The following is an 11,931-nucleotide window of genomic DNA, read 5'->3' as shown; positions in this document are numbered from 1 at the left end:
CTCTTCACAAGTCCACGGGTCGGCGGAGGTCGTCTCATCGAACGGACACGTTTCCGCAGGGTTTCACCGAAGGGATACGCTCCGGCTCGTGGCTGAGATCCAGATTCCCTCTGACATCAAGCCCGCGGACGGACGTTTCGGCGCGGGTCCCTCCAAGGTGCGGACGGAGGCGCTGGACGCCCTCGCCGCCACCGGCACGTCCCTCCTCGGCACCTCTCACCGCCAGGCTCCGGTCAAGAACCTGGTCGGCAAGGTGCGCGAGGGCATCTCCGAGCTGTTCTCCCTGCCCGAGGGCTACGAGGTCGTCCTGGGCAACGGCGGGTCCACCGCGTTCTGGGACATCGCGACCCACGGTCTGATCGAGAACAAGTCGCAGCACCTCACGTTCGGCGAGTTCTCCTCCAAGTTCGCCAAGGCCGCCAAGCTCGCCCCGTGGCTCGCCGAGCCGACCGTGATCTCCTCCGACCCGGGCACCCACCCGGAGCCGCAGGCAGAGGCGGGCGTCGACGTCTACGCGTTCACCCACAACGAGACGTCCACCGGTGTCGCCACCCCGATCAAGCGGGTCGCGGGCGCCGACGAGGGCGCCCTCGTCCTGGTCGACGCCACCTCCGGCGCCGGCGGCCTCCCGGTCGACGTCGCCGAGACCGATGTCTACTACTTCGCCCCGCAGAAGTCCTTCGCCTCCGACGGCGGCCTGTGGATCGGCGTCTTCTCGCCGGCCGCGATCGAGCGCGCCGAGCGGATCCACGCGTCCGGCCGGCACGTCCCGGAGTTCTTCAGCCTGCCGACCGCGATCGACAACTCCCGCAAGAACCAGACGTACAACACCCCGGCCCTCGCCACCCTCTTCCTGCTGAACCAGCAGCTGGAGTGGATCAACGGCCAGGGCGGCCTCGCCTGGTCCACGGCCCGTACGAAGGACTCCTCGACCCGCCTGTACGGCTGGGCGGAGGAGTCCAAGTACGCCACGCCGTTCGTCGCCGACCCGGCCAAGCGCTCCCAGGTCATCGGCACGATCGACTTCGCGGACGAGATCGACGCGGCGGCCGTGGCCAAGGTGCTGCGCGCCAACGGCATCGTCGACACCGAGCCCTACCGCAAGCTCGGCCGCAACCAGCTGCGCATCGCGATGTTCCCGGCCGTCGACCCGGCCGACGTCGAGGCGCTGACGAAGTGCGTCGACTACGTGATCGAGAAGCTGTAGTCGTTCCTCGTACGGCCCTGAGGGCGCCCGGCACAAGCCGGGCGCCCTTGGCGTGTGCGGCAATCGGCCTTTGCGCATGCGACAATTGCGGCATCGGACCATGAAACGCGCGGAGCTCTTCCATGCCGACCGTGCACACAAGCCACCGCCGCTCTCTCCTGGCCGCCCCGGTACTCGTGGGCGCCCTGGTCGCCCCCGCCCTTCTGCCGGTGGCGACTGCCTCGGCCACCCCCGCCACCCGCCCGACTGCCGGTGCCCCGGCCGCCGGCGACCCGGCCGCCCGTTACGCGGGCAAGTCCGTCGCCATCGGCCAGAACATGGTGGCCGTCCTGCGCAACGACCCCGGCGCCGGCGGCCCCGAAGCGTGGATCCGCGCCGTGGGGCCGAACTGGCGGCAGGGCGACGCCTACATGTACCGCGTCCTGGACAAGCTCGACCGCTCGCACGGGAGGGCCGAGCAGCGCGGTCTCTCCCTGAGCCTCGTGGGTGCCGAGGGCTCCGCCCCCGCGCTCAAGGTGACCGGCACGGCGGCCGGCGCCAAGAGCGGAACGCACACCTACCCGCTCCCGAAGGTCGGCACCCCCGACGCCCGGGGCTGCACCCTCGTCGACGAGAGCTTCATCGGGGCCGGGACCGTCGCCGTGCTGAGCAACGGTCCCGGAGGACCGTCGGCCTACTTCAAGAACGAAGGCGACGGCACGCGCGTCGGCGGCGTCGTCGACCGGGCGCACCCCGCGCTGCCGAAGAGCGCCGGCTTCGTCGCCCGCATCATCGACCCCTATGGGAAGGCCCCCGAACTGCTCACCGACATGGAGGGCGGCGGCCACCCCGCGGGCACGACGGCCTTCCCGGCCCCCGGTTGTGTGCGGTGACCCGGCCTTTCAGGTGACCCGGCCCCTCAGCCGCGTCGCCGCAGCCGTCGTAGGCCGAACAGGGCGGCCGCGGCGACGGCCACGGCGAGGGCTCCGAACTTGACGCCGTCGCCCGTAGCGCCGCCACCGCTCCCGGCAGCCGCGGAACTCCCGCCTCCAGAAGGCGACTTGTCGGACCCGGACCCGCTGCCGCCCGGCGCGCTCTGCGCCTCCACCGTGCTGTTCGCGCCCTCGCTGCCGTACATGAGCTTGGTGCCGTCGGCGGAGTAGGTGATCGACTCGCCCTGTCCCTGGAGGGGCACGTCCAGCCGCCCCTTGCGCTCGATCTTCCCGCCGTTCCAGTCGTAGTAGATGCCGCCGAAGTAGCCGCGCACGGCGAGCTGTTCGCCGTCGGGGGAGAAGGCGGCGTCCGTGGCCCAGAGGTCGACGGCGGCGACGGGCTTGAAGATGTTGGCGCCGGAGGGCGACAGCTGGGCCGGGCCCTCGTACAGATGCCCGCCGTTCTCCTTCTTGTCGATGATGTACACCCGGCCGGTCTTCGGATGGACGACGAGCGACTCGGCGTTCCGCGCCCCGTTGGAGTACTTCACGACGTACTGCGTGGCCTTGATCGTCTGGTTCTTGAGCACCTTGGGCTCGGGCAGCCGGTAGATCCAGACGTACGGCCAGCTGCCGTCGAGGTTGTCGCCGATGTCGCCGACGTAGATCTGGTCGCCGGGCCCGATGGAGATGGCCTCCACGTCGCGCGGCGAGCCGATGCCGCTGAGCGTGACCGTGGCGACGGTCTTGCCGGTGCTGCTGTCCACGGCGTAGATGTACGGCCCGTCGTCGCTGTCGTTGTGCGTCCAGTAGATGCCCCGGTGCAGATGCGAGGCGGCGAGACCGCTGGACTCGGCGATCCGCGAGTCCTTGATCGTGAACCCTTCGTCACCGTCACCGTCACCGCCTGCGGCGGAGGCGGGCAGGGCGAGGGCGCCCGTGAGCAGGACTCCGGCGAGGAGGGCGAAGGATCGACGCATGCCCCCAAGCCTGCCATCCCGCAGGGAGGTTCACCGGACGAGGTGGCCCGGTGGTGGGACGTGGTGGGCCTCACACCCCACCCGCCCTCGTGATCGTCCATCATGAGCGGATGCTCAGGTTCATGCCCGTCGGTGACTCCATGACGATCGGAAGCGCGGGCGAACACACTTGGCGATACCGGCTGTGGCAGCACCTGTGCGCGACATACGACGGCCCGTTCACGCTGGTCGGCCCGCGCGAGACGCTGTACGACAAGATGGCGGACGCCCCCACGTCGTACTACTACGCCGACCCCGACTTCCCACGCGCCCATCTGGCCGGCTGGGGCGAGGGCTGGCAGCACATGGCTCCGCTGATCGGCGACGCGGTGAAGAAGTGCGGGGCGGACGTCCTGCTGGTCTCTCTCGGCCTGATCGACCTGGGCTTCTACACGAACGCGGAGCAGACGGCGGAGAACGCACGGGCCTTCGTCGCGGCCGCCCGTGCGGCCAACCCGCGTATCCGTATGGTCCTGCTCCCGGTGATCCCGAACATCCGCGCCGCGGCCGACCCGCCCTTCGCCGAGCAGGTGGACCGGTTCAACGTCCTGCTGGCAAAGGCGGTCGCCGACCTGGACGAGCCCCGCTCACCGATCCTGCTGGCGTCACCACCGGAGTCGTACGACATCCACGCCGACACCTACGACGGCACACACCCCAACGAAAGCGGGGAGCACCGGATCGCGGAGGCGTTCGCGGGGGCGATGTGGGAGGCGTGGGGGGTCGGACAGGCGTACCTGGCTGGAACGAATTGACCTGATTCCGGCATCTCCCGGTCACCGTGCGTATCGTTGAACCGCGCGGCCGCACTCATCGACGGAGCGGCCTGGGAGGAGCGCCACGATGACCGTCCTTGAAGACAGGATCGCGATGGCCGAGAGCGACAACGAGAGCACGCTGGACGAGATGTTCGAGCGGCTCGAGAAGATGCCCGCCCCCGAGGGATACAAGGTCGAGATCGTCGAGGGGACCGTCTGCATGACACCGCAGCGGGACACCCACTGGGAAATCATCCTGGACATCGTCGAGCAGTTGCGGCCCAAGTATCCCCGGAAGCGGGTGAAGTCCGACGTCCGGATCGACTACCCGGGCCACCTCAACGGCTTCGCCACGGACGTGACGGTGATGGCTGAGGGTGCCACGAAGACGGAAACCGGCCATTGGCGCCACGAGGACGTCGAGTTCGTCGCCGAGGTCATCTCCAAGGGCACCGCGGCCAACGACTACGGCCCCAAGAAGACCGCCTACGCCACAGCCGAAGTCCCGGTCTACGTCATCGCCGACCCCTACCAGCGCAGGTGTCACATCTACACCCAGCCCAAGGAAGGCGACTACGAGATCGAGACCACGGTTCCCTTCGGCAGCGACCTGGACCTCACCAACACGGTCGTCGGCCTCACCCTCAGAACGGACGAGTTCCCGCGGGACTGATCGCCATCGGGGGCGTTCAGGAGGACTCGGTGTCGGTGGGGGCCGGCATGTGGAGGCTGTCGAGGAGTTGCTGGTACGTCGGGGCCATCGACGCCGCCTGCTGCTTTGAGCTGATGCTCAGCAGCTGGACGTAGTGCCTGCCGTCGTCGACGAAGCGTGTGGAGCCGACGGTTCCGTTCTTGGCGGAGAGCCGCGCGTCGAGGGTACGACGGCCGTTCTCGTCGGTTTCCTTGGTGACTGTGCTGCTGAGCTTGACGCCGGGGGACCGGGAGTACTGGTTGTAGCCGTCCAGGAAGGCCCGGAGGTTGTCCTTGAGGTCCTTCGCGCCGTGGACGTCGAAGACCGCGAAGCCGGTGACCTGGTTGTCGTTGCCCGCCATGTAGATCCGACCGTCCATGCCGTCCTTGGCCTTGGTGAACTTCTGGACCTTGGGTTTTCCGGGCAGCTCGACCTTGATGCCGCTCGGGGCGTCGGTGACCACCACCCAGTGATCGGCCGTGACGGCACTGGCGGGCGGCGGTGACTCCGTGGCGGCGAGCGCGCTGCCGGGCAGCAGTACGCCTCCGGTGACGGCGACCGACGCGGCGAGCAGCGCATGGCGGTGGAATCGAGTACGAACAGTCCGAGTACGAAGAGTCATGGGAATGCACTTCCTGCAGTGGTGGGGTTGGGCGGAGAGAGGCCGCCGGCCTTGTGTCCATTAGGCCGGGAGCCGCCCCGCCCGGTCATGCCACTGCATGCCGTGGCACGCGGGCTCGGGACTTGACACCGAGCCGCTTGCATAGAGCGCACTCCAAGTCGTTGGCTTGTGGACCATGAAGTACACGCAGCTAGGACGCACGGGACTCAAGGTCGGCCGACTCGTCCTCGGCACCATGAACTTCGGCCCGCAGACCGACGAAGCCGACAGTCACACGATCATGGACGCGGCGCTGGACGCGGGCATCAACTTCTTCGACACCGCCAATGTGTACGGCTGGGGCGAGAACAAGGGCCGTACCGAGGAGATCATCGGGAACTGGTTCGCCAAGGGCGGCGACCGGCGTGACAAGGTCGTGCTGGCGACCAAGGTGTACGCCAACATGGCCGCCGACGGCGAGCCCTGGCCCAACCACGACAAGCTCTCCGCGCTCAACATCCGGCGCGCGGTGGACGCCAGCCTGAAGCGGCTGCGGACCGACCACATCGACCTGTACCAGTTCCACCACGTCGACCGCAGCACCCCCTTCGAGGAGATCTGGCAGGCCATCGACGTCCTGGTCCAGCAGGGGAAGATCCTTTACGCCGGGTCCAGCAACTTCCCCGGTTACAAGATCGCCCAGGCCAATGAGATCGCCGCCCGGCGCGGCACCATGGGGCTGGTCAGCGAGCAGTGCCTGTACAACCTCGCCGAGCGCCGCGCCGAGATGGAGGTCATTCCGGCCGCGCGGGAGTACGGCCTCGGGGTCATCCCCTGGTCGCCGCTGCACGGCGGACTGCTGGGCGGTGTGATCAAGAAGGAGGCGCAGGGCGGACGGCGCTCCTCCGGCCGGGCCGCCGACTCGCTCGCCAACACCGCCATCCGCGGGCAGGTCCAGGCGTACGAGGATCTGCTCGACAAGCACGGGGTGGAGCCGGGTGAGGCGGCGCTGGCCTGGCTGCTGACCCGGCCCGGCGTGACCGGCCCGATCGTGGGACCGCGCACGGCCGAGCAGCTGGAGTCGGCCCTCAGGGCCGTGGAGCTGGAGCTGTCGGACGAACTGCTGGCGGGGCTGGACGAGATCTTCCCTGGTCCGGGGCCATCCCCCGAGGCCTTCGCCTGGTAGCCGCCACGGACGGCAGGGCGAAGCGGCGGCGGTCTACTTTCCGAGGGCCGCCGCCAGCGCCACCACCACGAACATCAGCACAAGCGCACCGGCCATGATCCGGTTCCGGGTTTTCGGGTCCACGCAGTCGAGCCTAACCGGCCCCGCCGAGTGGCCAGCGGGCGACCGCCTCGTACCGGGGTTCCTCCCCGGGCACCCCGGACCTGGGCAGGTTGCTGCGCACCAGGGCCAGGTCGGCCACGGTCCAGGTGCGGCTGGTGAAGCCGCGGAGATTCTCGACGTACGGCCGTACGTCCACCGAGTCCCGGCTGCGCGCCACCGTCAGATGGGCCTTGTACCGGCGGTGCTCCCCCATCGGCACCCCCGCCCTGCGCGCCGCGGCCTCCGCCCGGTCGGCCAGCAGCCGCAGTGTCTCCAGGTCGCCCTCGGCTCCGGCCCACAGGGCCCGTCCGTGCCCGAACTGGCCGCCGCCCGCGATGGCGAGGGGGAAGGACGCGGTGCGGTGGGCCGCGCGCTCCAGCCGGTCCGACAGGTCCGGCAGGAGTTCGTCGTCGACCTCGCCGTAGAAGGCGAGCGTGTAGTGCCAGCCGGGGCGGCCGGTCCAGCGCAGCCCGTCGGCGCCGGGCAGGCGGCGCAGTGCGTCCACCTCCGCGGCGAGTTCGTTCGTCACGTCCTCCGGGGGCAGTACGGCGGCGAAAAGTCTCATGCGGTCACCCTCCCAGACGGGGCGGGCATGATGGGTTCATGGTGATCGACATACGAGAAGGCAGCCTCGACGACGTTCCGCTGATCCTCGGCATGTTCGACAGCTCCGTGGCCTGGCTGGTCGCCCAGGGAAGGACCCGGCAGTGGGGCGTCGAGGCCATGTCGGAGAACCCGCGCGCGGTGGCCATGATCGAGCGGACGGTCGGCGAGGGCTCCCCGTACATAGCCGAGGTGGACGGCGTCCCGGCCGCGACCCTCACCCTCACCGACTCGCCCGGCCCGTACCTGGCGCCCGCCGGCGAGCCCGAGCGCTACATCCACATCCTCGCCTCCGACCGCCGCTTCAAGGGCATGGGCGTCGGCGCCGCGCTCCTCGCCCACGCCGCCGAGGAGACCCGCCGAGCCGGGATCTCCCTCCTCCGCGTGGACTGCTACGCGGGCGACGACGGCAAGCTGGTCGCCTACTACGAGAACAACGGCTTCACCCGAACCGAGGCCTTCACCTTCGGCAAGGACAAGTGGCCGGGCCAGGTGCTGGCCCGAAGGGTCCGGTAGGGACCACCCGGACCGGGCACCTCACGCCGCAGTCGCCAGCTCCTGCTCGCGTGGTACGAAGCGGACCCGGGGGTGGCCGTGGTTCCAGCCCACCGACAGGCGGAGGCCGCCCACGCGGGCGAGGATCAGGCCGACGGTGACCGCCGCGGCGGCCGCGATGGCGCCGCCGAGGGCGAAGCCGATGCGAGGGCCGTAGGTGTCGGTGATCCAGCCGACGACCGGTGCGCCCAGTGGCGTACCGCCCATGAAGACCATCATGAACAGGGCCATCACCCGGCCGCGCATGGCCGGGTCCGTGCCCAGCTGGACCGCGGTGTTCGCGGTGACGTTGACCGTCAGGCCGAAGCTGCCGATCGGGATCATGAGCAGCGCGAAGAGCCAGTACGAGGACGCCAGCGCGGCCACGATCTCCAGGGCACCGAAGGCCGCCGCGGCCGCGATCAGGATGCGGAGGCGGGCCGTGCCGCGGCGGGCGGCGAGCAGCGCCCCGACCAGGGAGCCGACCGCCATCAGGGTGTTGAAGAGGCTGTAGGCGCCGGCGCCGCCGTGGAAGACGTCGTCGGCGTAGGCCGACAGCCACACCGGGAAGTTGAAGCCGAAGGTGCCGATGAAGCCGACCAGGACGATCGGCCAGATCAGCTCGGGGCGGCCCGCGACATAGCGCAGGCCTTCCCGCAGCTGGCCCTTGCCGCGCGGGGCGCGCTCGACCACGTGCAGCTCACGGGCTCGCATCAGCAGCAGGCCGGCGATGGGGGCGACGAACGACAGGCCGTTGAAAAGGAAGGCCCAGCCCGTGCCCACGCCGGTGATCAGCAGGCCGGCGACGGCGGGGCCGATCAGCCGGGCCGACTGGAAGTTGGCGGAGTTGAGGCTGACCGCGTTCTGCAGCTGCTCGGGGCCGACCATCTCGGAGACGAAGGACTGGCGTGCCGGGTTGTCGACGACCGTCGCGAGGCCGACGGTGAACGCGGCGAGGTAGACGTGCCAGACCTGGACATGTCCGGTGAGGGTCAGCGCGGCGAGCGCGAGTCCCGTGAGCGCCATGGACGCCTGGGTGACGAGCAGCGTGGGGCGCTTGGGCAGACGGTCGACGAGGACGCCGCCGTAGAGGCCGAACAGCAGCATCGGCAGGAACTGCAGGGCCGTCGTGATACCGACGGCCGCGGAGGAGCCGGTGAGGCTGAGCACCAGCCAGTCCTGGGCGATGCGCTGCATCCAGGTGCCGGTGTTGGAGACGACCTGGCCGATGAAGAAGAGTCGGTAGTTCCGGATCCTCAGCGAGCTGAACATCGAGGATCTGCGGGTACGGCCAGGGGTGGTGGGAGTGGTCGGTGCGGGGGCGGAAGCTGCTCCGGATCCCGTACTCAAAGTGGGTTCGCCTCCTTGTTTGATTGCTCGTTCGCCTCCGGGGCGCTGAAGCCGGTGTCGAGAGCCCGACCGTGCTCAGCCCTTCGGGCCTCCGCGCTCCCCCAAGCTCTCAACTTCGTTCGAGCAGGGGAGACCCTCATGCGCTCTCGCCTCCGGCGCGCCCCTCCGGCTCACTCGCGGAGCGATACGTCCTTACAGGTGTGCGAGCTTCTCCAGCACGGGGGCGGCGGCGCGGAGTTTCGCCCACTCGTCCTCGTCGAGGCCCTCGACCAGGCCGGCCAGGAACGCGTTGCGCTTGCGGCGGCTCTCTTCGAGCATCGCCTCGGCCTGCTCGGTCCTGGTGACGACCTTCTGGCGTCTGTCCTCGGGGTGCGGCTCGAGACGGACCAGGCCCTTGGCCTCCAGCAGCGCCACGATGCGGGTCATCGACGGCGGCTGGACGTGCTCCTTGCGGGCGAGTTCGCCCGGTGTGGCCTTGCCGCAGTTGGACAGGGTGCCGAGCACCGACATCTCGGTGGGGCTCAGCGACTCGTCGACCCGCTGGTGCTTGAGCCGACGGGACAACCGCATCACGGCGGAGCGCAGGGAGTTCACGGCGGCAACATCGTCGCCATGGGTAAGGTCCGGCATGTTCTTTAGCGTAACTCATTACTCTCGCTAAAGACCACCGGCGACACGCCCGAATGCCCGTGACCCTGGCCACTGAACCCTCGACTCACCCGTACGAGTGAGTTGAGCGCGGAAAGTGACGCGCCGGGCCTCCCCCTGTGGCGACCCTCATGTGCATGGGGACCACAGTGCTCAGCGTGCGGATGGACGGGGAACTGCTCGACCGGCTCCGGCACCACGCGGCGAAAAGAGGTATGAGCGTCCAGGACTATGTGGTCCGGACGCTCATACGGGACGACTTCGACGAGCGGTTCCAGGCCGCCGTCGAGGAGACGGAGAAGTTCTACGGGGTCACCCGAGCGCGGCTCAGGTGAGACCGAGGGCGGGCATCAGGTAGTAGAAGGTGAAGACGGCGGCGACGACGTACATCGGGGCCGGGATCTCGCGGGCGCGCCCGACCACGAGCCGCATCAGCACGAAGGTGATGAAGCCCATGCCGATGCCGTTGGTGATCGAGTAGGTGAACGGCATCATCACCATCGTGATGAACGCCGGGACCGCGATCGTGTAGTCGGCCCAGTCGATCTCCCTGACCGAGCCGGCCAGGATCAGGAAGCCGACCGCGAGCAGCGCCGGGGTGGCGGCCTGGGACGGGACCATCGTGGCGACGGGGGTCAGGAACAGGGCGACGGCGAACAGTCCGCCGGTGACGACGTTGGCGAAGCCGGTGCGGGCGCCCTCGCCGACGCCGGCCGTGGACTCCACGAAGGCGGTGGTGGCCGAGGAGGAGGTGGCGCCGCCCGCGGCGACCGCGAGACCGTCGATGAAGAGCACCTTGTTGATGCCGGGCATCTCGCCCTTGGCGTCGGTCAGCCTGGCCTCGTCGCTGACGCCCATGATCGTGCCCATGGCGTCGAAGAAGCAGGACAGCAGGACGGTGAAGACGAAGAGAACGCCCGTCAGGACACCGACCTTGCCGAAGCCGCCGAAGAGGCTGACCTGGCCGATGAGGCCGAAGTCGGGGGTGGAGACGGGGTTGCCCGGCCACTTCGGGGTGGTGAGGCCCCAGGAGGGCACATGGGCGACGGCCTCGATGATCAGCGCGAGCACCGTCATGGCGACGATCGAGATCAGGATCGCGCCGGAGACCTTGCGCACGATGAGCGCGAGCGTGAGCAGCGCGCCGAGGATGAAGACGAGGACCGGCCAGCCGTTGAGGTGACCGTCGGCGCCGAGCTGGAGCGGGACGGTGGTGTGGGCGGCGTCCGGGATGCGGGTGATGAAGCCGGAGTCGACGAGGCCGATCAGCATGATGAACAGGCCGATTCCGATGGAGATGGCCTTGCGCAGCCCGTAGGGCACGGCGTTCATGACGCGCTCGCGCAGCCCGGTGGCGACGAGCAGCATGACCACGAAGCCGGCCAGGACCACCATGCCCATGGCGTCGGGCCAGGACATGCGCGGCGCGAGCTGCAGGGCGACCACGGAGTTCACACCGAGACCGGCGGCGAGCGCGATCGGCACGTTGCCGATGACGCCCATCAGCAGGGTCGTGAAGGCGGCGGTGAGGGCGGTGGCCGTGACCAGCTGCCCGTTGTTGAGCTGGTGCCCGTAGATGTCCTTGGCGCTGCCGAGGATGATCGGGTTCAGCACGATGATGTAGGCCATCGCGAAGAACGTGGCGAAGCCGCCGCGGACCTCGCGCGGCAGGGTGCTGCCCCGCTCGGAGATCTTGAAGAAGCGGTCGAGGGCGCCGTAGGACGGCATGCTCCCCGGCTGTTCGGGGGCGGGAACCTTGGCAGGTGCCGGGGTGGACATGCGGGACCTCATCACCAAAGAGACTCCCCCAAGACCCTTTGGACTTTCATACGAGCAGAAGTGGCCAGTGACAAACGGTTTCAGTATGAACGTATGAGTACCTGAGCGCTATCTCCGCGCGTAGACCCCGCCGCTCCGCTCGCCCGGTGAGCCGCCGCCGGTCGCCTCGTAAGCTGTGCGCATGACGAAGTGGACCCCCAAGCACGAGGCGCCGGAGCCCCTGGAAGGCCCCGTGGTCGCCACCATCACCGGCGGCACGATCCTCTGGTTCGTCCTCTTCCTGGTCCAGCTGCCGTTCTACGGCTGGTTCGACGACCACGGCCACACCTGGTGGCTGTGGACCTGCCTGGCCGGCGGCGGCCTGGGGCTGATCGGCATCTGGTACGTCCGCAAGCGTGACGCGGCGCTCAAGAGGGCGGCGGCGCTCAAGGCGGCAACGGCCATGTAGGCCGTGCCACAGCAGGCCGTACGACCAGCGCAGGACTCCTCTCCTCCCCAGGTCG

Annotated in this window: 14 protein-coding genes; 8 read left to right on the top strand and 6 right to left on the bottom strand. The window is 69.3% G+C overall.

From position 1 onward, the window contains the following. Positions 1-88 precede the first annotated feature (88 nt). A complete protein-coding gene (gene serC / locus ACZ4EG_RS34235) occupies positions 89-1,207 on the top strand; it encodes a phosphoserine transaminase (protein WP_363298340.1) in 1,119 nt (372 codons plus the stop codon). A gap of 122 nt (positions 1,208-1,329) precedes the next feature. Then, entirely contained in the window at positions 1,330-2,079 is a 750-nt protein-coding gene (locus ACZ4EG_RS34230; RefSeq protein ID WP_453554815.1) for a hypothetical protein, read from the top strand. Between the two features lie 26 nt (positions 2,080-2,105). Here ACZ4EG_RS34230 and ACZ4EG_RS34225 read toward each other — a convergent pair whose 3' ends face one another. Beyond that, complete coding sequence (locus ACZ4EG_RS34225) at positions 2,106-3,098, bottom strand: WD40 repeat domain-containing protein (protein WP_467793375.1); 993 nt, start codon at positions 3,096-3,098, stop codon at positions 2,106-2,108. 110 nt (positions 3,099-3,208) lie between these two features. Between ACZ4EG_RS34225 and ACZ4EG_RS34220 the strand changes: the two genes are divergently transcribed. Together ACZ4EG_RS34220 and ACZ4EG_RS34215 are read left to right on the top strand one after the other, a co-directional pair. Then, positions 3,209-3,892 carry a GDSL-type esterase/lipase family protein gene (locus ACZ4EG_RS34220; RefSeq protein ID WP_453554811.1) on the top strand — a complete coding sequence of 228 codons (684 nt, stop codon included), beginning with the start codon at positions 3,209-3,211 and terminating at the stop codon, positions 3,890-3,892. An 88-nt stretch (positions 3,893-3,980) separates the two neighbouring features. Continuing rightward, positions 3,981-4,568, top strand: coding sequence for a Uma2 family endonuclease (locus ACZ4EG_RS34215; protein WP_453554810.1), 588 nt, complete (start codon positions 3,981-3,983; stop codon positions 4,566-4,568). Between the two features lie 16 nt (positions 4,569-4,584). Here ACZ4EG_RS34215 and ACZ4EG_RS34210 read toward each other — a convergent pair whose 3' ends face one another. Continuing rightward, positions 4,585-5,208 (bottom strand): hypothetical protein, encoded by a 624-nt coding sequence (locus ACZ4EG_RS34210; protein WP_467793374.1) that lies wholly within the window; start codon positions 5,206-5,208, stop codon positions 4,585-4,587. 175 nt (positions 5,209-5,383) lie between these two features. Between ACZ4EG_RS34210 and ACZ4EG_RS34205 the strand changes: the two genes are divergently transcribed. Then, complete coding sequence (locus tag ACZ4EG_RS34205; protein ID WP_453554806.1) at positions 5,384-6,373, top strand: aldo/keto reductase; 990 nt, start codon at positions 5,384-5,386, stop codon at positions 6,371-6,373. Positions 6,374-6,506: 133 nt separating this feature from the next. Here the strand turns inward: ACZ4EG_RS34205 and thpR are convergent, their stop codons facing one another. Beyond that, positions 6,507-7,079, bottom strand: a complete 573-nt coding sequence (thpR, locus tag ACZ4EG_RS34200; RefSeq protein ID WP_363298348.1) for an RNA 2',3'-cyclic phosphodiesterase — start codon at positions 7,077-7,079, stop codon at positions 6,507-6,509. Positions 7,080-7,117: 38 nt separating this feature from the next. Here thpR and ACZ4EG_RS34195 point away from each other — a divergent pair, with 38 nt between their 5' ends. Further along, complete coding sequence (locus ACZ4EG_RS34195; protein ID WP_467793373.1) at positions 7,118-7,633, top strand: GNAT family N-acetyltransferase; 516 nt, start codon at positions 7,118-7,120, stop codon at positions 7,631-7,633. A gap of 21 nt (positions 7,634-7,654) precedes the next feature. Here the strand turns inward: ACZ4EG_RS34195 and ACZ4EG_RS34190 are convergent, their stop codons facing one another. Next, positions 7,655-8,923 carry an MFS transporter gene (locus ACZ4EG_RS34190; RefSeq protein ID WP_467793372.1) on the bottom strand — a complete coding sequence of 423 codons (1,269 nt, stop codon included), beginning with the start codon at positions 8,921-8,923 and terminating at the stop codon, positions 7,655-7,657. A 270-nt stretch (positions 8,924-9,193) separates the two neighbouring features. After that, entirely contained in the window at positions 9,194-9,631 is a 438-nt protein-coding gene (locus ACZ4EG_RS34185; protein WP_390712796.1) for a MarR family winged helix-turn-helix transcriptional regulator, read from the bottom strand. Positions 9,632-9,786: 155 nt separating this feature from the next. Between ACZ4EG_RS34185 and ACZ4EG_RS34180 the strand changes: the two genes are divergently transcribed. After that, positions 9,787-9,984 carry a ribbon-helix-helix protein, CopG family gene (locus ACZ4EG_RS34180; protein ID WP_453554799.1) on the top strand — a complete coding sequence of 66 codons (198 nt, stop codon included), beginning with the start codon at positions 9,787-9,789 and terminating at the stop codon, positions 9,982-9,984. On the opposite strand, the gene ACZ4EG_RS34175 is transcribed toward ACZ4EG_RS34180, so the two are convergent. After that, on the bottom strand, positions 9,977-11,428 hold the full coding sequence (locus tag ACZ4EG_RS34175; protein WP_453554797.1) for an NCS2 family permease: 1,452 nt from the start codon (positions 11,426-11,428) through the stop codon (positions 9,977-9,979). The genes ACZ4EG_RS34180 and ACZ4EG_RS34175 overlap by 8 nt on opposite strands. 181 nt (positions 11,429-11,609) lie before the next feature. Here ACZ4EG_RS34175 and ACZ4EG_RS34170 point away from each other — a divergent pair, with 181 nt between their 5' ends. Then, on the top strand, positions 11,610-11,876 hold the full coding sequence (locus ACZ4EG_RS34170) for a DUF2530 domain-containing protein (RefSeq protein ID WP_467793371.1): 267 nt from the start codon (positions 11,610-11,612) through the stop codon (positions 11,874-11,876). The last annotated feature ends 55 nt before the right edge of the window (positions 11,877-11,931 follow it).

The organism is Streptomyces sp. NPDC025638 (assembly GCF_055558775.1).
This window is presented reverse-complemented; position numbering and strand designations above follow the sequence as displayed.

What these genes read in the sequence shown, in the direction of transcription:
- ACZ4EG_RS34175 (WP_453554797.1), bottom strand. Translation starts at nt 11,428, where the DNA reads ATGTCCACCCCGGCACCTGCCAAGGTTCCCGCCCCCGAACAGCCGGGG.
- ACZ4EG_RS34215 (WP_453554810.1), top strand. Translation starts at nt 3,981, where the DNA reads ATGACCGTCCTTGAAGACAGGATCGCGATGGCCGAGAGCGACAACGAG.
- ACZ4EG_RS34180 (WP_453554799.1), top strand. Translation starts at nt 9,787, where the DNA reads ATGGGGACCACAGTGCTCAGCGTGCGGATGGACGGGGAACTGCTCGAC.
- ACZ4EG_RS34230 (WP_453554815.1), top strand. Translation starts at nt 1,330, where the DNA reads ATGCCGACCGTGCACACAAGCCACCGCCGCTCTCTCCTGGCCGCCCCG.
- ACZ4EG_RS34205 (WP_453554806.1), top strand. Translation starts at nt 5,384, where the DNA reads ATGAAGTACACGCAGCTAGGACGCACGGGACTCAAGGTCGGCCGACTC.
- ACZ4EG_RS34220 (WP_453554811.1), top strand. Translation starts at nt 3,209, where the DNA reads ATGCTCAGGTTCATGCCCGTCGGTGACTCCATGACGATCGGAAGCGCG.
- ACZ4EG_RS34185 (WP_390712796.1), bottom strand. Translation starts at nt 9,631, where the DNA reads ATGCCGGACCTTACCCATGGCGACGATGTTGCCGCCGTGAACTCCCTG.
- ACZ4EG_RS34170 (WP_467793371.1), top strand. Translation starts at nt 11,610, where the DNA reads ATGACGAAGTGGACCCCCAAGCACGAGGCGCCGGAGCCCCTGGAAGGC.
- ACZ4EG_RS34195 (WP_467793373.1), top strand. Translation starts at nt 7,118, where the DNA reads ATGGTGATCGACATACGAGAAGGCAGCCTCGACGACGTTCCGCTGATC.
- ACZ4EG_RS34210 (WP_467793374.1), bottom strand. Translation starts at nt 5,208, where the DNA reads ATGACTCTTCGTACTCGGACTGTTCGTACTCGATTCCACCGCCATGCG.
- ACZ4EG_RS34225 (WP_467793375.1), bottom strand. Translation starts at nt 3,098, where the DNA reads ATGCGTCGATCCTTCGCCCTCCTCGCCGGAGTCCTGCTCACGGGCGCC.
- ACZ4EG_RS34190 (WP_467793372.1), bottom strand. Translation starts at nt 8,923, where the DNA reads ATGTTCAGCTCGCTGAGGATCCGGAACTACCGACTCTTCTTCATCGGC.
- thpR (WP_363298348.1), bottom strand. Translation starts at nt 7,079, where the DNA reads ATGAGACTTTTCGCCGCCGTACTGCCCCCGGAGGACGTGACGAACGAA.